General features: G+C 69.9%; 18 protein-coding genes, 1 tRNA gene and 1 riboswitch. Of the genes, 11 read left to right on the top strand and 8 right to left on the bottom strand.

Translation table 11 applies throughout. The features are described from left to right. Positions 1-2 precede the first annotated feature (2 nt). A complete protein-coding gene (gene rdgB / locus O1G22_RS26225) occupies positions 3-605 on the top strand; it encodes an RdgB/HAM1 family non-canonical purine NTP pyrophosphatase (RefSeq protein ID WP_270083548.1) in 603 nt (200 codons plus the stop codon). Positions 606-646: 41 nt separating this feature from the next. Here the strand turns inward: rdgB and O1G22_RS26220 are convergent. Beyond that, positions 647-731, bottom strand: a tRNA-Leu gene (locus O1G22_RS26220). 184 nt (positions 732-915) lie between these two features. Beyond that, positions 916-1383, bottom strand: coding sequence for a thioredoxin-dependent thiol peroxidase (gene bcp, locus O1G22_RS26215; protein ID WP_270083547.1), 468 nt, complete (start codon positions 1381-1383; stop codon positions 916-918). Between the two features lie 92 nt (positions 1384-1475). Between bcp and O1G22_RS26210 the strand changes: the two genes are divergently transcribed. The 3 genes from O1G22_RS26210 (at position 1476) to O1G22_RS26200 (ending at position 2696) form a co-directional block, all read left to right on the top strand. Next, the gene (locus O1G22_RS26210; RefSeq protein ID WP_225096243.1) at positions 1476-1805 is read left to right on the top strand and encodes a DUF3618 domain-containing protein; all 330 of its coding nucleotides are present in this window, start codon (positions 1476-1478) and stop codon (positions 1803-1805) included. A 100-nt stretch (positions 1806-1905) separates the two neighbouring features. After that, entirely contained in the window at positions 1906-2208 is a 303-nt protein-coding gene (locus O1G22_RS26205; protein WP_428986506.1) for a GroES family chaperonin, read from the top strand. A 72-nt stretch (positions 2209-2280) separates the two neighbouring features. Further along, a riboswitch (guanidine-III (ykkC-III) riboswitch) is annotated at positions 2281-2343 on the top strand. Between the two features lie 32 nt (positions 2344-2375). Beyond that, a complete protein-coding gene (locus O1G22_RS26200) occupies positions 2376-2696 on the top strand; it encodes a DMT family transporter (protein ID WP_270083545.1) in 321 nt (106 codons plus the stop codon). Between the two features lie 44 nt (positions 2697-2740). Here the strand turns inward: O1G22_RS26200 and O1G22_RS26195 are convergent, their stop codons facing one another. Continuing rightward, the gene (locus tag O1G22_RS26195; RefSeq protein WP_428986505.1) at positions 2741-5161 is read right to left on the bottom strand and encodes a transglycosylase domain-containing protein; all 2421 of its coding nucleotides are present in this window, start codon (positions 5159-5161) and stop codon (positions 2741-2743) included. Positions 5162-6727: 1566 nt separating this feature from the next. Here O1G22_RS26195 and O1G22_RS26190 point away from each other — a divergent pair. From O1G22_RS26190 to O1G22_RS26175, 4 genes are read left to right on the top strand one after another with little or no spacing between them, the layout of a single operon-like run. Continuing rightward, positions 6728-7528 carry an ABC transporter permease gene (locus O1G22_RS26190; RefSeq protein WP_270083544.1) on the top strand — a complete coding sequence of 267 codons (801 nt, stop codon included), beginning with the start codon at positions 6728-6730 and terminating at the stop codon, positions 7526-7528. A 46-nt stretch (positions 7529-7574) separates the two neighbouring features. Beyond that, positions 7575-8351, top strand: a complete 777-nt coding sequence (locus O1G22_RS26185; protein ID WP_270086546.1) for an ABC transporter permease — start codon at positions 7575-7577, stop codon at positions 8349-8351. A 9-nt stretch (positions 8352-8360) separates the two neighbouring features. Then, entirely contained in the window at positions 8361-9323 is a 963-nt protein-coding gene (locus O1G22_RS26180; RefSeq protein WP_270083543.1) for an ABC transporter ATP-binding protein, read from the top strand. Positions 9324-9332: 9 nt separating this feature from the next. Further along, positions 9333-10064, top strand: coding sequence for a DUF1707 SHOCT-like domain-containing protein (locus O1G22_RS26175; protein ID WP_270083542.1), 732 nt, complete (start codon positions 9333-9335; stop codon positions 10062-10064). A gap of 21 nt (positions 10065-10085) precedes the next feature. Here the strand turns inward: O1G22_RS26175 and O1G22_RS26170 are convergent, their stop codons facing one another. The 3 genes from O1G22_RS26170 to O1G22_RS26160 form a co-directional block, all read right to left on the bottom strand. Beyond that, positions 10086-10472: a hypothetical protein gene (locus O1G22_RS26170; protein WP_270083541.1), complete on the bottom strand. Its 387-nt coding sequence runs from the start codon at positions 10470-10472 to the stop codon at positions 10086-10088. Between the two features lie 118 nt (positions 10473-10590). Further along, complete coding sequence (gene rph, locus O1G22_RS26165; protein ID WP_270083540.1) at positions 10591-11328, bottom strand: ribonuclease PH; 738 nt, start codon at positions 11326-11328, stop codon at positions 10591-10593. Between the two features lie 102 nt (positions 11329-11430). Next, the gene (locus O1G22_RS26160; protein ID WP_046730543.1) at positions 11431-11664 is read right to left on the bottom strand and encodes a PTS sugar transporter subunit IIB; all 234 of its coding nucleotides are present in this window, start codon (positions 11662-11664) and stop codon (positions 11431-11433) included. A gap of 127 nt (positions 11665-11791) precedes the next feature. Here O1G22_RS26160 and O1G22_RS26155 point away from each other — a divergent pair, with 127 nt between their 5' ends. Then, positions 11792-13093: a PTS transporter subunit EIIC gene (locus O1G22_RS26155; protein WP_270083539.1), complete on the top strand. Its 1302-nt coding sequence runs from the start codon at positions 11792-11794 to the stop codon at positions 13091-13093. A 141-nt stretch (positions 13094-13234) separates the two neighbouring features. Continuing rightward, complete coding sequence (locus O1G22_RS26150) at positions 13235-14482, top strand: PTS transporter subunit EIIC (protein ID WP_270083538.1); 1248 nt, start codon at positions 13235-13237, stop codon at positions 14480-14482. 69 nt (positions 14483-14551) lie between these two features. Here O1G22_RS26150 and O1G22_RS26145 read toward each other — a convergent pair whose 3' ends face one another. Further along, the gene (locus O1G22_RS26145; protein ID WP_270083537.1) at positions 14552-15304 is read right to left on the bottom strand and encodes an MBL fold metallo-hydrolase; all 753 of its coding nucleotides are present in this window, start codon (positions 15302-15304) and stop codon (positions 14552-14554) included. 229 nt (positions 15305-15533) lie between these two features. On the opposite strand from O1G22_RS26145, the gene O1G22_RS26140 reads away from it, so the two are divergent. Then, positions 15534-15989 (top strand): type II toxin-antitoxin system PemK/MazF family toxin, encoded by a 456-nt coding sequence (locus tag O1G22_RS26140; RefSeq protein WP_270083536.1) that lies wholly within the window; start codon positions 15534-15536, stop codon positions 15987-15989. Positions 15990-16024: 35 nt separating this feature from the next. On the opposite strand, the gene O1G22_RS26135 is transcribed toward O1G22_RS26140, so the two are convergent. Beyond that, complete coding sequence (locus tag O1G22_RS26135) at positions 16025-16501, bottom strand: hypothetical protein (protein ID WP_270083535.1); 477 nt, start codon at positions 16499-16501, stop codon at positions 16025-16027. Positions 16502-16618 lie beyond the last annotated feature (117 nt).

The following is a 16618-nucleotide window of genomic DNA, read 5'->3' as shown; positions in this document are numbered from 1 at the left end:
GCATGACCCGCTTGATCCTCGCCACCCGCAACACCGGAAAGATCACCGAGCTGAGGGCGATCCTCGCCGACGCAGGCCTGTCTCATGAACTGGTCGGCGCGGACGCCTACCCCGACGTCCCCGACGTCAAGGAGACGGGCATCACCTTCGCCGAGAACGCCCTCCTCAAGGCCCACGCCCTCGCCCAGGCCACCGGCCTGCCCGCCGTCGCCGACGACTCCGGCCTCTGCGTCGACGTCCTGAACGGCGCCCCCGGCATCTTCTCCGCCCGCTGGGCCGGCAAGCACGGCGACGACCGGGCCAACCTGGAACTGCTGCTGGCCCAGCTCGCCGACATCGCGGAGGAACACCGGGGCGCCCACTTCGCCTGCGCGGCGGCTCTGGCGTTGCCGGACGGCAGGGAGCGCGTGGTCGAGGGGCAACTGCGAGGCGTCCTGCGGCACGCGCCCGCCGGCACGAACGGCTTCGGCTACGACCCGATCCTCCAGCCGGAGGGCGAGACCCGGACGTGCGCCGAGCTGAGCCCCGAGGAGAAGAACGCGATCAGCCATCGGGGGAAGGCGTTTCGGGCGCTGGTGCCGGTGGTTCGGGAGTTGTTGGGCTGAGAGCGGAAGAGGGGCCGCCCAGACGGACGGCCCCTCACCTGTGCGGCCGGTGGGACTCGAACCCACACGGGATTTCTCCCACGGGCACCTAAAACCCGCGCGTATCGCCTATTTCGCCACGACCGCCCCAAAACGGACAATTAACCTGTAGGCCGTTTTGCCTCGCCCAGTGTACGGGGCTGAGTCTTTCGCCGTCCGCCCCCTCGGCTCCAGGTGCTCATAGTCGCGCGGCAGTTGGGGCACAGGAAATGCGAAAGCGGCTCGCACCAGGTCTCCCCGGTGCGAGCCGCCAGCAGCGGATACGGACCCCTCAGATGCCGAGATCCTTGATGATCTTGGCCACGTGGCCGGTGGCCTTCACGTTGTACAGGGCTCGTTCGACCTTGCCCTGTTCGTCCACGATCACCGTGGAGCGGATCACGCCGACGACCGTCTTGCCGTAGAGCTTCTTCTCGCCGAAGGCGCCGTAGGCCTCCAGGGCCTTCTTGTCCGGGTCGGCCAGCAGCGTGACCTTCAGGGATTCCTTCTCGCGGAACTTGGCCAGCTTCTCCGGCTTGTCGGGGCTGATGCCGATGACGTCGTAGCCGGCGTCGGCCAGGAGCGACAGGTTGTCGGTGAAGTCGCAGGCCTGCTTGGTGCAGCCGGGGGTCAGGGCGGCGGGGTAGAAGTAGACGATGACCTTGCGGCCGTTGTAGGAGGACAGGGAGACCTCGGTGCCGTCGGCGTCCGGGAGGGTGAAGGCGGGGGCCACGTCCCCCGGCTGGAGTCGCTCGCTCATCGGGCCAGCGTAACCGGGGGGCCTTGCGGTGCGGTGAGAGCAAGAGCTGACAGACTGTCCGGGACAGCATCAGAGACTTCGGAGGCCGTACGGTGGCGGACACGTCGGACACCAGAACCCCGGCGCAGATCGAGGCGGACATCAAGCGCCGCCGTGAAGTGCTGGCCGAGACGCTTGACGAGATCGGGGTGCGGGTGCATCCGCAGACGATCATCGGGGACGCGAAGGCCAAGGTCGTCGCCAATCTCGACCACACGGTCGGGCGGGCGTATGTGCAGGTCAACCGGGTGGTCAGTGAGGTGCGGGCGAAGTTCGTCGATGACGAGGGGGCGCCTCGGCTGGAGCGGGTCGTGCCCGTCGCGCTGCTCGCCGTCGGGGTGGTCGGGCTGCTCGCCGTGGGCCGTAAGCGGCGCAAGCGCTGACCCGGGCGCGGACGTACGGGGCGAAGACAGGTAGGTTCGAGGCGTGAGCGCCAACAGAAACGAGCAGGGCACCCCGCATCACGACAAGCTGCCCATCCGGATGCTGCACGACCGGGTTCTGGTCAAGCAGGACGCCGGTGAGGGTGAGCGGCGGTCGGGAGGCGGCATTCTGATTCCCGCCACGGCGGCGGTGGGCCGACGCCTGGCCTGGGCCGAGGTCGTCGCGGTCGGGCAGAACGTGCGGACCGTGGAGGCCGGTGACCGGGTGCTGTACGACCCGGAGGACCGGGCCGAGGTCGAGGTGCGAGGCGTGGCGTACGTGCTCATGCGTGAGCGTGATCTGCATGCCGTGGCCGCGGACCGGTTCGAGGGGTCGGAGGACTCCACCGGCTTGTATCTCTGAGTCCGTTATCGCTGAGTCCGTCTCGGCAAAGGGGCTGGTGACCGTGGCCACCAGCCCCTTTGCCGTTCCTTTGCTATGTTCGAGGGGAGCCCGACGAGACGCGCCGTACCGGGTCGAAGGCAAAGACGACGCACCCCCGTTCGTACGAAGTCTCGGAGGTGCTCGTCATGGCCTGGGTTCTGCTTGTCGTCGCCGGTCTGCTGGAAGTCGGCTGGTCGATCGGGATGAAGTACAGCGAGGGCTTCACGCGGCTGGTCCCGAGCGTGCTGACGGGCGCCGGGATCGTCGCGAGCATGGTCCTGCTGTCGTACGCCGCGAAGTCGCTGCCCATCGGTACCGCCTACGGCGTGTGGGTGGGCATCGGGGCGGCCGGGGCGGCGGTGCTCGGCATGGTGGTGCTGGGTGAGCCGGTCACCGCCGCCCGGGTCTTCTTCGTCTGTCTGCTGCTGGTCGCCGTCGTCGGACTGAAGGCGACCAGCGGTCACTGAGACCGGTCCATGAGGTCTCCCCACTGAGACCGGTCCATGAGGTCTCAGGCGCCGGGGCCTCCGCCGCCCGCGCCCGCCGGTGTGCCGGTCGTACCGCCGCCGGTCGTGTCGCCGCCTCCGGTGGTGGTGCCGGTGGTCGTGCCGCCGGTCGTGCCGCCGCCGGTGGTGGTCCCGCCTCCGGTCGTCGTGCCCCCGCCGGTCGTCGTGCCTCCGCCGGTGGTGGTCGGACCGCCGTTGGTGGTCGTGCCGCCGGTGGTGGTGCCGCCGTTGGTCGTCGTACCGCCGGTGGTCGGGGTGCCGTTGGTGCCGCCGGTGGTCGGGGTGGTGGTCGTGCCGCCGGTGGTGGGGGTCGCGGTGGTGGCGCCGGTGGTCTGGTCACCGGTCGTGCCCGGCTGGGCCGAGGAGCTGGCACTGGGGGGCTGCGGCTGGTCGGCGCCCTGCTGGAGCTGGAGGTCGAAGTCGGAGGCCGGGGTGCCGGTCAGCGCGTCGTGCGTGTACTGGGCCCAGATCTGGGTGGGCGCGCCGCCGCCGTTGATGCGGGGCAGGCCGAGGGCGCCGTAGAGCGGCATGTGCTTGGCCGTGACCGGGTCCTGGCCCATGACCGAGACCACGGTGGCCAGGTCGGGGGTGTAGCCGGCGAACCAGGCGGCGGTGTCGTTCTCGGCGGTACCGGTCTTGCCGGCCGCCGGGCGGCCCGCGGCCTGGGCGGCGGTGGCGGTGCCGTTGTCGACCACGCTCTGCAGCATGGAGGTGGTGGTGTCGGCGGCCTCGCGGCTGACGGCCTGCTTGACCTGCTGGTCGGGCAGCTTGACGTCCTCGGTGCCGTCCTTGGTGATCTTCTCGATCAGGGTGTACGTGCCGTGCTTGCCGTGGTTGGCGAGCGTGGCGTAGGCCTCCGCCATGTTCAGAACGCTGGCGTTGGCGGTGCCGAGGGCGATGGACGGGTACGGCTGCATGTCCGGGGTGTCGGGCTTGAGGCCGAGGTCGACCGCGGTCTGCTTGACCTTGGACGGGCCGACGTCGACGGCCATCTGCGCGTAGACGGCGTTCACGGACAGGTCCGTCGCCTTGGTGACGGTGATCTGGCCGTACGACTTCTGGTCCTCGTTCTGCGGGGCGTAGGCGCCGCCGCTCCAGCCCTGTACGGGGCGCTCGTTGGTGCCGTCGTACATGGTGTTCGGGGTGATGGTGCGGCCGTCCTGGGTGGTCGAGCCGTTCTGCACCGCCGAGGTGAAGACGAAGGGCTTGAAGGTGGAGCCGACCTGGAAGTCACCGCGGGTCGCGCCGTTGGTGTACTGCTTCACGTAGTCGATGCCGCCGTAGATGGCGACGACCTTGCCGGTCTTCGGGTCGACGGAGGCACCGCCGGCGCGGACGTAGCTGTCGACCTTGTTGTTCTTCTTGTCCAGCTTGGAGATCAGCTGGTCGTCGACGGCCTTGACGAAGGCGTCCTGCCTGTTCTTCTGGATGGTGGTGGTGATGCGGTAGCCGCCGGCCGCGAGCTGGTCGTCGGTGAGGATGTTGTTGGTGGTCAGGTAGTGCTTGACCGCCTCGACGAGGTAGCCGCGCTGGCCGGACATGCCCGTGGAGACCGTCTGCTCCTTCGGCATCGGGAACTTCATCCCGGCGCGCGTGGACTCGCTGAGCCAGCCCTTCTTGACCATGCCGTCCAGGACATAGTTCCAGCGGGCGACGGCCGCGGTCTTGTTCTCGGGGTGGGCCACGACGTCGTACTCGCTGGGCGCGTTGACGAGCGCGGCGAGGTAGGCGGCGCGGGCCGGGTCGAGGTTCTGGGCGTCCATGCCGTAGTAGGCCTGGGCGGCGGACTGGATGCCGTAGGCGTTGCGGCCGAAGTAGCTGGTGTTGAGGTAGCCCTCCAGGATCTCGTCCTTGGACTTCTGCTGGTCCAGCTTGATCGCGATGAAGAACTCCTTGGCCTTGCGGGTGACCGTCTGTTCCTGGGCCAGGTAGTAGTTCTTCACGTACTGCTGGGTGATCGTCGAGCCGGACTGGGTGCCCTTGCCGGTCGCGGTGTTCCAGGCGGCGCGGAGCATGGCCTTGGGGTCGACGGCGGACTCGGTGTAGAAGTCGCGGTCCTCGGCGGCCAGTACGGCGTGCTGGGCGTCCTTGGAGACCTGGGCGAGGGTGACGTTCTCGCGGTTGATCTGTCCGTCGCGGGCGATCTGGGAGCCGTCGGCGTAGAGGTAGACGTTGGCCTGCTTGGTGGCGAGGGCGTTGGCGGGCGGGATGTTGACCATCGAGTAGCCGAGGAAGAACAGGCCGATGATCAGCAGCACGCCGAAGAGGAAGGTGCCGAGCACCATGCGCCAGGTGGGGAAGATCCGCCGCCATCCGGTCCGCTTGGGCCGCTTCGGCTTCTTGCCCTTGCCACCGCCGGTGCCGTCGCCTCCGGCGAGGAGGGGTGTGGCTTCTTCGGAGGAGGGGGCGGGTGCCTGGCCGGGGATCTGGCGGGAGGCGGTGGGGGCGGTGCGGGGGCCGGTGCCGGTGGCGTTACGGGTGCCGGTGCCGGTGCCGTTTCCGTCGCCGGGGCGGGGGCCGGGGGTGTTTGCGGTGCCGTTTCCGGAGCGGGGGCCGTTTGCGGCGCCGTTTCCGGGGCGGGGGCCGTTTGCGGTGCCGGGGAGTCGGGGGCGTGCGGCTGCCGCGCCTGCCGCGCCCGCTGCCGCCGCGCCCGCTGCGCCCGCCTGGGATGCCTGGCCGGCGGCGTTCGCGGCACCGGCGCCGGCGGCTGCGGCCGTGCCGGCGGCGCCGAGCGCTGCGGCCGTGCGGGCAGCCCGGTTCGCACCGCCGGGCCGTCCGGCTCGGGGTGCGGTGTCCGGGGTGTTCGTACGAGGGGTACGGCCGTCGGCGTCCGGCTCGGTGGCCGCGTTCCTGGCGGGGTCGTCGGGCTCGGCCGCGCGGGGTGCGCCGATCCGCCGAAGGACCTGGGTGGTCTCGGGCGCCCGCGTCTCATCGGGGGCCTGACCTGCCCGGGCCGACGTACCCGACGTACCCGGCTCCTCCTGGCCGCGTCGGGGCGCGTTGACCCGCCGCAGCACCTGCGTGCTCTCGGGCGACTGGGGCTTCTCGGCACCGGACGCGGCGGGCCCGGAAGCACCACGAGCCGCGTCAGCACCGGAGCCCTCGCGGGCCCCGGCCTGCCCGGAGGCCGAAGCACTGCCAGAGCCGGAGTCGCCGGAGGCCGACGCCCTGCCGGGCTCCGAAACAGCGCGGGAACCGCTGTCGCCGCGCGCCGGGGCCGGGCCGGAAGCGGAGGTCGAGGCGTCATCAGCGCCGGAAGCCTCGCGGACCGCCGTAGCGTCGGTGCCACCAGCCGCCGCAGCCCCACCACCCCCGGAAGCCCCACCGGACGCGAAAGCCCCACGGGACCCAGAAGCCGTACCGGCCCCAGCAACCCCATCGGACCCCGAAGCTCCGCCAGACCCCACAGCCCCGCCGGACCCGAGAGCCGTACCGGCCCCAACCCCACCGGACCCGGAAGCCCCGCCAGACCCGGAAGCCGTACCAGCCCCCGCAACCCCGCCGGACCCGGACCTGTTCGTCCCCTCCTGTTCCGCGCGGCCTCCGCGGGCCGCCTGGCGGGCTCGGGCGATCGAGGTGGTTCGGTCCTGGGGGGCCGTCGGGTCAGCCGTTCGGCCTACTCCTGGCTGCCCAGGCCGGCCGGCCTCGGCAGGGCTTCCCGCCTGTGCGGGACCCTCGGCCTTCGCTCCCTCGCCCGGTCGGGGTCCCGGGGTGCCAGGCCCTTCAGCCGGCAGCGGCTTTTCCGGCGCCACGCCGTCGTTCGGCTGCTGCGGCTGCGGCTCGTCGCTCATGTCGTGCACGGACTCCTGTTTCGCGTCGTACGTTGCCGTACGCCTCGTACGCCTTCTGCCCCCAGTCTGAAGACTCTCGCACCTGGCGTTCCGTTCCCGGATTCCGGCACGGTTCGGGCACGAAAATGCGTGGCCGGTCGCCGGGCCTCCGGACTAGGCTCCTGCGCTTCGGTGTCGAGCGGTCCCTGGAGGTGGACTGACGTGGGCGCGGGACGGTTGTACGTGGCCGTCGCGGCGGGGGGATTCAGACGGTACGCGACGTATCGGGCCGCCACTGCGGCAGGGGTGTTCACGAACACGGTCTTCGGACTCATCCTCGTCTATACCTACCGGGCGCTGTGGGACGCGAAGCCGCACCTCGGAGGCTATGACGAGGCGCAGGTCGTGACCTATGTCTGGCTGGGCCAGGCGTTCCTGTCGACGCTCGCGATCGGGGGCGGCGGCGTCGAGGACGAGCTGATGGATCGCATCCGTACGGGGGACGTGGCGATCGATCTGTACCGGCCCGCCGATCTCCAGCTGTGGTGGCTCGCCGCCGATCTCGGGCGGGCCTGTTTCCAGCTGCTCGGGCGGGGGGTCGTGCCGTTCGTCTTCGGTGCGCTGTGTTTTCCGGTCTGTCTGCCCACCGACGCCGGCACCTGGCTGGCCTTCCTGGTCGCGGTGCTGCTGGCGATGGTGGTCGGCTTCGGGATCCGGTACCTGGTGGCGCTGAGCGCGTTCTGGCTGCTGGACGGCACCGGTGTGGGGCAGATGATGTGGCTGGCCGGGTACTTCTGCAGCGGGATGCTGCTGCCGCTGAACGTCTTTCCGGGCGCGCTCGGCGAGGTCGTACGGGCCCTGCCGTGGTCCTCGCTGCTCCAGCGGCCGGCCGATGTGCTGCTGGGGCACGCGGATCCGGTGCGGACGTATCTCTTCCAGGGGGCGTGGGCGGTGGTGCTGCTGGGTCTGGGCCGGGTGATGCAGTCGGCGGCGACGCGGCGGGTGGTGGTCCAGGGTGGGTGACAGTCCCACGGAGGCTCGCCTGGTGACCGGGGTGCGGGCCTACGGGATGATCGCCGGGATGTGGATGCGGTCCACGATGGCCTACCGGGCGTCGTTCGTCATGACCACGTTCGGGAACTTCGCGGCGACCTCCTTCGACTTCGTCGCGATCATGCTGATGTTCTCGCGGGTGCGCGCGCTGGGCGGCTACTCGCTGCCGGAGGTGGCGTTCCTGTACGGGCTGTCGGCGATGGCCTTCGGGCTGGCCGATCTGGCGATCGGCTCGATGGACCGGCTGGGGCGGCGGGTGCGGGACGGCACGCTGGACACGCTGCTGGTGCGGCCGGTGCCGGTGCTGGCGCAGGTGGCCGCCGACCGGTTCGCGCTGCGGCGGCTCGGCCGGGTGGTGCAGGGCTCGCTGGTGCTGGGCTGGTCGCTGACCGGGGTCGACATCGCCTGGACACCGCTGAAGCTGCTGCTGATGCCGGTGATGGTGCTGAGCGGCTTCGCGATCTTCAGCGCGGTGTTCGTGGCGGGGGCGGCGTTCCAGTTCGTGGCGCAGGACGCCTCCGAGGTGCAGAACGCCTTCACCTACGGCGGGACGACGCTGCTGCAGTATCCGCCGACGGTGTTCGCGAAGGAGTTGGTGCGCGGGGTGACGTTCGTGCTGCCGCTGGCTTTCGTGAACTGGCTGCCCGCGACCTATGTGCTCGGGCGGCCGTATCCGCTGGACCTGCCGGAGTGGGTGGCGTTCACGCCTCCGCTGGTCGCGGCGGGCTGCTGTGCGCTGGCCGGGCTGGCCTGGCGGGCGGGACTTCGTTCGTATCGGAGCACAGGGAGTTAGGGAGCCAGGGTGAGTGACTTCATCGTGCTCGAAAACGTCGAGAAGGTCTTCGAGGTGCGTAAGAAGACCGGGTTCCTCAAGCGGGAGCGGCGTGCGGTGCGGGCGGTGGACTCGCTGTCGTTCACCGTGGCGCGTGGCGAGATGGTGGGCTACATCGGGCCGAACGGCGCGGGGAAGTCGACCACGATCAAGATGCTGACCGGCATCCTGACGCCGAGCGCCGGGCGGCTGCGGGTGGCGGGGATCGATCCGTCGCGGGAGCGGACGCGGCTCGCGCACCGGATCGGGGTGGTGTTCGGGCAGCGTACGACGCTGTGGTGGGACCTGCCGCTGATCGACTCGTACCGGCTGGCGCACCGCATGTACCGCATCCCCGACGCCCGGTACCGGGAGAATCTGGACCGCTGCGTGGAACTCCTGGAGCTGGGCGCCCTGTTGGACGTGCCGGTGCGGCAGCTGTCGCTGGGTCAGCGGATGCGCGGGGACATCGCGGCGGCGCTGCTGCACGATCCGGAGGTGCTGTACCTGGACGAGCCGACGATCGGCCTGGATGTCGTGTCGAAGGCCAAGGTACGGGGGTTCCTGCGGGAGTTGAACACCGAGCGCGGCACGACGGTGCTGCTGACCACGCACGATCTGCAGGACATCGAGCAGTTGTGCTCGCGGGTGATGGTGATCGACCATGGCCGGCTGATGTACGACGGTCCGCTCGCGGGGCTGCACGAGGCCGGGGAGAGCGAGCGGACGCTGGTGGTGGACCTGGAGCGGGAGCTGCCGCCGGTCGAGGTGCCGTCGGCGCGGGTGGTGAGGGTCGAGGGGCCGCGGCAGTGGCTGGCGTTCCCGGCGGGGCAGTCGGCGGCGCCGGTCGTGGCACATCTCGCGGCGGAGTATCCGCTGGTCGACCTGTCGGTGCGGGAACCGGACATCGAGGCTGTCATCGCCAAGATGTACGCGGAGAAGGCCGTCTCGTAGGCTTCTGTCATGACTGACGACGCAGTCCCGGCAGTTCCGGACCACCACCGGGCCGCCGCTCCTGCCCCGGACCTTCGCGCCTCCGACGCCGACCGTGAGCGGGTGGCCGAGGTGCTGCGGGACGCGCTGGCCGAGGGCCGGCTCGACATGGCGGAGTTCGAGGAGCGGCTGGAAGCGGCCTACAAGGCGCGCACGTACGGCGAGTTGACCCCGATCACCCGCGATCTGCCCACGGCCACCGCCCCTACGCCGGTTTCGTTCACCAAGGAGCCGGTGGAGAAGGGGAGTTGGGCGGCCCGGATCGTCGGCGGTGAGGGGTCCTCGACGGGCGGGGTCGCGATCATGTCGGGGTTTCAGCGCAAGGGCCGCTGGACGGTGCCGAAGCGGTTCACCTGCTTCGCGTTCATGGGCGGCGGCGAGATCGACCTGCGCGAGGCGAACTTCGCGGACCGCGAGGTCGAGATCGACTGCGTGGCGATCATGGGCGGGGTGCAGGTGATCGTGCCGCCGGGGGTCGAGGTCGTCGTCCGCGGGATCGGTGTCATGGGCGGCTTCGACCATCCCCACGACGACGAGCCGCCAGAGCCCGGCGCTCCGCGGGTGGTCATCGGGGGGTTCGCCTTCTGGGGCGGGGTCGCGGTGGAACGCAAGGTCACTCGGGCCGAGCAGAAACGGCTCAAGGAGGAGCGCAAGATGCTGCGCGAGCAGCGGCGGGAGGAGCGCCGGAACCGGGAGGACTGAGCAGCGGTTACGTCACAGCGGTTACTTCGTGCAGACCTTGGTGAGTTCGCCGGCGGCGTCCGTCACCGGGCTCACGTCCGGCGTGCGGTCCCCGTTCTTGATGGCCGTACGGACGTTCCCCACGGCCTTCTTCAGGTCGTCCACCGCCTTGTTCACGTCCGCGTGGCCGGTCTTGTCGCCGATCTTGTCCAGGTTCTTCTCGATGGAGTCGAGGGACTCGTCGGCCTGCGTCGGATCGTTCGCGGCGCTCTCCACGGCCTGTTGGAGGCCGGTGACGCTGTCGGCGATGGAGTCGGCGGTGTGCACGCAGTCCAGGGCCTTGCTGACGCTGTCGCACCCGGCGGTGAGCGCGGCGGTGGCCACGACGGCGGCGACGGCGATGAGATGGCGGCGTCGGCTGACGGCCATGATGGTGGTCCCTCCCCTGATAAGGCCTGGTTAGGCTGCCGTACCCCTAGGACGCGGGTGCGGGCGCACGGGTTGCCCGCGTGCGCCCGCCCTGTTGGTCTGCCCTTTACGTTCCGCGCTACGTGCCCAGGGTGGCGTCCAGAGCCGCCCGCTGGATCGCGGCCAGCTCGGTGCAGCCGGTGACGGCGAGGTCGAGCAGGGCGTTCAGTTCGTCGCGGGCGAAGGGCTCGGCCTCGGCGGTGCCCTGGACCTCGACGAAGCGGCCGTCGCCGGTGCAGACGACGTTCATGTCGGTCTCGGCGCGCACGTCCTCCTCGTAGCAGAGGTCGAGCAGCGGGACGCCGCCGACGATGCCGACCGAGACGGCGCTGACGGTGCCGGTGAGCGGCTGGCGGCCGTGCTTGATCAGCTTCTTGCCCTGGGCCCAGGAGACGGCGTCGGCGAGCGCCACGTACGCGCCGGTGATGGCGGCCGTACGCGTGCCGCCGTCGGCCTGGAGGACGTCGCAGTCGAGGACGATGGTGTTCTCGCCGAGCGCCTTGTAGTCGATGACGGCGCGCAGGGAGCGGCCGATGAGGCGGGAGATCTCATGGGTACGGCCGCCGATCTTGCCCTTGACGGACTCGCGGTCGCCGCGGGTGTTGGTGGCGCGGGGCAGCATGGCGTACTCCGCGGTGACCCAGCCCTCGCCGCTGCCCTTGCGCCAGCGCGGGACTCCTTCGGTCACGGAGGCGGTGCAGAACACCTTGGTGTCGCCGAAGGAGACGAGGACGGAGCCCTCGGCGTGCTTGCTCCAGCCGCGCTGGATGGTGACCGGGCGGAGCTGTTCGGGGGTACGGCCGTCGATGCGAGACATGGCGACGAGCCTAGCCGCACATGGGGAAGGGGCTCCTCCCGCCTCGGGAAGAGCCCCTTACAGGTGAACCGGCACGCCGTATAGGTGAACCGGCACGGCGGCTCACATCATGTCTTCGATCTCCGCGGCGATCGGGTCGGCGTCGGTGCCGATGACGACCTGGATCGCGGTGCCCATCTTGACGACACCGTGGGCGCCGGCGGCCTTCAGGGCGGCGTCGTCGACCAGGGAGGCGTCGTGCACCTCGGTGCGCAGCCGGGTGATGCAGCCCTCGATCTCGTCGATGTTGTCGATACCGCCGAGGCCGGCGACGATCTTCTCAGCCTTGCTGGCCATTTCGGTCTCCTCACGCACAGTTGGCCCAGTTTCGCGAGCGATGGCGCCGTACGTACCGAAAGATGACGTCACAGCATCCCAATCGTCCGTAACTGGTCTACACCACCTGACAGGCGGTCGCCAACTCATGAGTGCCGACACCGAGACCTCTGCCGCACGTCGACGGTGGCAGACGGCCTTCCAGGGCCTGCAGAAGATGGGCCGCAGCCTCCAGCTGCCGATCGCGGTGCTGCCGGCGGCGGGCATCCTGAACCGGCTGGGCCAGCCGGACGTGTTCGGCAAGGACGGGCTGGGCTGGACCGACGTCTCCAAGGTGATGACGGGCGCGGGCGGCGCCCTGCTCGACGGCTCCCTCGGCCTGCCGCTGCTGTTCTGCGTGGGCGTGGCGATCGGCATGGCGAAGAAGGCGGACGGCTCGACGGCGCTCGCGGCGGTGGCCGGTTTCCTCGTCTACTACGGCGTACTCCACCAGTTCCCCGAGACGTGCCCCGGCGGCTCCAAGGCGATCCCGCAGGTCGGCTGCCAGGTCAGCACCGGCGCGGGGGTGGGCTCGGTGACGCCGTACACCTTCCAGAACCCGGGTGTCTTCGGCGGCATCGTCATGGGTCTGCTGGCCGCGTTCTTCTGGGCGCGGTTCCATCGCACCAGGCTGGTGGACTGGCTGGGCTTCTTCAACGGGCGGCGGCTGGTGCCGATCATCATGGCGTTCGTCGCCATCGTCTTCGCCGCTCTGTGCCTGTGGATCTGGCCGCCGGTCGGGCACGCGCTGGAGAGCTTCAGCCACTGGCTGCGGTCCATCGGGTCCTGGGGTGCGGGTGTCTTCGGGGTGGCGAACCGCGCGCTGCTGGTGGTCGGCCTGCACCAGTTCCTGAACGTGCCCATGTGGTTCCAGTTCGGCAGCTATACCAAGCCGGACGGCACGGTGGTGCACGGCGACATCAACATGTTCCTGGCGGGCGATCCGCACGCGGGCCAGTTCACCTCGGGCTTCTTCCCGATCATGATGTTCGCGCTGCCGGCCGCCGCGCTGGCCATCACGCACTGCGCGAAGCCGGGCCGCCGCAAGGAGGTCGGCGGTCTGATGCTCTCGGTGGCGCTGACGTCGTTCGTGACGGGCATCACCGAGCCGATCGAGTACTCCTTCCTCTTCATCGCACCGGTCCTGTACGCCGTGCACGCCGTGCTCACCGGTGTCTCGATGGCGGTGACCTGGGCGCTCGGGGTGCACGACGGGTTCAGCTTCTCGGCCGGCCTGATCGACTACGTGATCAACTGGGACCTGGCGACCCGACCGTGGGCGATCATCCCGATCGGCCTGTGCTTCGCACTGGTCTATTACGCCGTCTTCCGGTTCGCGATCACGAGGTTCGACCTGAAGACGCCGGGCCGGGAGCCGGAGGACGAGGTCGAGGACATCACCAAGGCGTGAGCCCTGTGGCCCCCGTAGCACACCGGCACGGCGCGTAGCGTTTCGGTAGCGGATTTCGTGGTTCCTTATCCCGCCTTCATCGTGCTACAACAGGTCTACACCACTGAGTGGTGTAGACCACCACCGATGGAGGAACCAACCATGAGCACCGCCACCGCCACGGCGGCTCCCGCAAAGAAGCGGGGATCCGGCCTGTTCCAGGGCCTGCAGAAGGTCGGCCGCAGCCTGCAGCTCCCCATCGCCGTACTGCCGGCGGCGGGCATCCTCCTGCGCCTGGGCCAGCAGGACGTCCACGACAAGCTGCACCTGCCCGACAAGGTCACGGCAGTGTTCGCCACGGCCGGTGGCGCCATCTTCGACAACCTGCCGATGCTGTTCTGCATCGGCGTCGCGATCGGCTTCGCCAAGAAGGCCGACGGCTCGACGGCGCTCGCCGCCCTGGTCGGCTTCCTGGTCTACAGCAACGTGCTGAAGGCGTTCCCGGTCACCGAGGCCCAGATAACCAAGGGCGCGGACATAGCCGCGACCTACAACAACCCCGGTGTCCTCGGCGGCATTCTCATGGGTCTGCTGGCCGCGGTGCTGTGGCAGCGCTACCACCGCAAGAAGCTGGTGGACTGGCTCGGCTTCTTCAACGGCCGCCGGCTGGTGCCGATCATCATGGCCTTCGTCGGCACCCTCATGGGCGTCTTCTTCGGTCTGGTCTGGAAGCCCATCGGTGAGGGCATCTCCCACGCCGGTGAGTGGATCACCGGCCTCGGCGCGGTGGGCGCGGGTCTGTTCGGTCTGGTCAACCGTGCGCTGATCCCGGTCGGCATGCACCAGTTCGTGAACACCGTCTCCTGGTTCCAGATCGGCGACTACAAGAACTCCGCCGGCCAGATCGTCCACGGTGACCTCAACCGCTTCTTCGCCGGTGACCCGCACGCCGGTATGTTCATGTCCGGCTTCTTCCCGATCATGATGTTCGGTCTGCCGGCCGCCGCGCTCGCCATCGCGCACTCCGCCCGCCCCGAGCGCCGCAAGGCCGTCCTCGGCATGATGATCTCCCTCGCGCTGACCTCGTTCGTCACCGGTGTCACCGAGCCCATCGAGTTCTCCTTCATGTTCATCGCGCCGGTGCTGTACGCCATCCACGCGGTGCTGACGGCCCTGTCCATGGCGGTCACCTGGGCGCTCGGTGTGCACGCGGGCTTCACCTTCTCCGCGGGCTTCATCGACTACGCGCTCAACTGGAACCTCGCGACCAAGCCCTGGCTGATCATTCCGATCGGCCTGGTGTTCGCGGCGATCTACTACGCGGTCTTCCGCTTCGCGATCACCAGGTTCAACCTCCCCACCCCGGGCCGCGAGCCCGAGGAGGAGATCGAGGACCTCACGAAGGCGTGACGGCCGCGACGGCATGACGAAGGCCCCGGAGCCATTCAGGCTCCGGGGCCTTTCCCGTACGTGGCGGCCTCAGATCTCGTACGTCACCCGCGGTGCGGCCAGGTCCACCGGGCCCGTGAACACCTCGCGCGCGTCACGGAGGTTGGCCTCGGGGTCTGTCCACGGGGGGATGTGGGTGAGGACCAGGCGCCGGGCCCTGGCCCGGGCCGCCGTCTCGCCCGCCTCACGGCCGTTGAGGTGCAGGTCCGGGATGTTCTCCTTGCCGTGCGTGAACGCGGCCTCGCACAGGAACAGGTCGGTGTCCCGGGCCAGCCCGTCCAGGGTCTCGGTGACGCCCGTGTCCCCGGAGTACGTCAGGGACTTCCCGGCGTGCTCGATCCGGATGCCGTACGCCTCCACGGGGTGGCGGACCCGCTCGGTGTGCACCGTGAACGGGCCGATCTCGAACGTGGAGGGCTTGACCGTGTGGAAGTCGAAGACCTCGCTCATCGAGGAGGCGGACGGGACGTCGTCGTAGGCCGTGGTCAGGCGCTGCTCGGTGCCCTCGGGGCCGTAGACGGGGATGGGGTCGCAGCGGCCGCCGTCGTGGCGGTAGTACCGCGCGACGAAGTACGCGAGCATGTCGATGCAGTGATCGGCGTGCAGATGGCTGAGGAAGATCGCGTCAAGGTCGTAGAGACCGCAGTGGCGCTGCAACTCGCCCAGGGCGCCGTTGCCCATGTCAAGGAGCAGCCGGAAGCCGTCGGCCTCGACGAGGTAGCTCGAACAGGCCGATTCCGCGGACGGGAACGACCCCGAGCAGCCGACGACGGTGAGCTTCATGAAGCAGAAACCTCCGTTGGCGGTGAAGATCAAAGCGGAAAGATCAAAAGGGCAGGAAACGGGGGTCGTGCGGTTTGTCGAGCGTAAGGCGCGAAAGGGCGGGTCGCTCCTCTGCAAAGGGCCGTTGTGGGCGAACTCACCTGTGCTGTCACCGGTTCGGCTGGACCGGGGGCGTACGAGTCTTCGCAGAGGGCGCGCGTTGAGCGGCGCGCGCCGGTAACGTCGTCGTATGGACACGTCATGGTGGCTGGCGCTCGCGGCCGTGGTCCTGCTCGCGCTCGTCGCCACGCTCATCGACGGCTGGGGGCGCGGTCGCCGGCCCGGTGGGCGACGTCTGCGGCCGCCGGGCCGGGCGGGTACGCGCGCGCGTGCCGAACGGCCGGCCCCCGGGGACATCTGGTGGGCCGACGTGCCCTACGAGGACCGCGCCGATGTGAAAGACCGGCCGTGTCTGGTGCTGGCCGTGCGCGGGAACCGGGCCACGGTCGCGAAGATCACCAGCAAGTACCACGACGAGCGGGCCGGGGTGATCCCCCTGCCCCCGGGCGCGGTCGGCGACGCCCGGGGGAGGCCCAGCTTCCTGGAGACGGACGAGCTGCGCGAGGTGCCGTTCGGCGACTTCCGGCGCCGGGTGGGTGTGGTGGACCCGGTTCTGTGGGACCAGGTACGGCACCTGGCGGGCTGAAAAACCTACTTCGCGGTCACCTACTTGGCGGTCACCTACTTCACGGTCACCGTCACCGTCCACTCCTGGATGCCCATGCACGACACCCCGCCCGGTTTCGTCGGCTTCGCGCACAGGGGGCGTGAGGACGTCAGCTTCTCGGTGCCGGTGGCCACCGCCTGGTAGGCGGCCGTCGCGTTGCCGGGCTGGACGACGAAGCCCGCGTTGATGCCCTTCAGAGCGGTGCCGCTGGCCATGACCGGCTTCCAGGGGCGGGACTTGGTGCCGTCCAGGGTCAGCCGGACCTCGCCGCCCTTGGCCACACAGACCGTGCGGCCGGTGTCGGCGGCCTTCAGCTCCACCGTGGCGGGACAGCCTCCCGGGGCCGAAGCCGAAGCCGAGGCCGAGGGTGCCGGCGGTGAGACCTGGCCGGCGCTTCCGGGGTGTGTGCCCGAGCCGCTCTTGGAGCCGCAACCGGCGAGCAGCAGCACCGCGCCCGCGAGGGCCGCGAGGGACGTCGTGCTACGACGCATGGGGGTTCGCCTTTCTGCCGTGGCCGTGGGGAGTCGGCCGCCTGGTGCAGATGAGACGTACCAGCACGACGAACGGATCCCGCACGCGGAGTGTTTCCTTCCGCGTGCGGGATCACA

It is taken from the genome of Streptomyces camelliae (assembly GCF_027625935.1).
Lineage (GTDB): Bacteria > Actinomycetota > Actinomycetes > Streptomycetales > Streptomycetaceae > Streptomyces > Streptomyces camelliae.
The sequence above is the reverse complement of the archived record's forward strand: the minus strand, read 5'-3'. Positions and strand labels throughout refer to the sequence as shown.

Bases quoted from the DNA above. Each gene is read 5' to 3' on its own strand.
- rdgB (WP_270083548.1), top strand. From the start codon at position 3: ATGACCCGCTTGATCCTCGCCACCCGCAACACCGGAAAGATCACCGAG.
- bcp (WP_270083547.1), bottom strand. From the start codon at position 1,383: ATGAGCGAGCGACTCCAGCCGGGGGACGTGGCCCCCGCCTTCACCCTC.
- O1G22_RS26205 (WP_428986506.1), top strand. From the start codon at position 1,906: ATGCTGCACGACCGGGTTCTGGTCAAGCAGGACGCCGGTGAGGGTGAG.
- O1G22_RS26200 (WP_270083545.1), top strand. From the start codon at position 2,376: ATGGCCTGGGTTCTGCTTGTCGTCGCCGGTCTGCTGGAAGTCGGCTGG.
- O1G22_RS26185 (WP_270086546.1), top strand. From the start codon at position 7,575: ATGATCGCCGGGATGTGGATGCGGTCCACGATGGCCTACCGGGCGTCG.
- O1G22_RS26175 (WP_270083542.1), top strand. From the start codon at position 9,333: ATGACTGACGACGCAGTCCCGGCAGTTCCGGACCACCACCGGGCCGCC.
- O1G22_RS26170 (WP_270083541.1), bottom strand. From the start codon at position 10,472: ATGGCCGTCAGCCGACGCCGCCATCTCATCGCCGTCGCCGCCGTCGTG.
- rph (WP_270083540.1), bottom strand. From the start codon at position 11,328: ATGTCTCGCATCGACGGCCGTACCCCCGAACAGCTCCGCCCGGTCACC.
- O1G22_RS26160 (WP_046730543.1), bottom strand. From the start codon at position 11,664: ATGGCCAGCAAGGCTGAGAAGATCGTCGCCGGCCTCGGCGGTATCGAC.
- O1G22_RS26155 (WP_270083539.1), top strand. From the start codon at position 11,792: ATGAGTGCCGACACCGAGACCTCTGCCGCACGTCGACGGTGGCAGACG.
- O1G22_RS26150 (WP_270083538.1), top strand. From the start codon at position 13,235: ATGAGCACCGCCACCGCCACGGCGGCTCCCGCAAAGAAGCGGGGATCC.
- O1G22_RS26145 (WP_270083537.1), bottom strand. From the start codon at position 15,304: ATGAAGCTCACCGTCGTCGGCTGCTCGGGGTCGTTCCCGTCCGCGGAA.
- O1G22_RS26140 (WP_270083536.1), top strand. From the start codon at position 15,534: ATGGACACGTCATGGTGGCTGGCGCTCGCGGCCGTGGTCCTGCTCGCG.
- O1G22_RS26135 (WP_270083535.1), bottom strand. From the start codon at position 16,501: ATGCGTCGTAGCACGACGTCCCTCGCGGCCCTCGCGGGCGCGGTGCTG.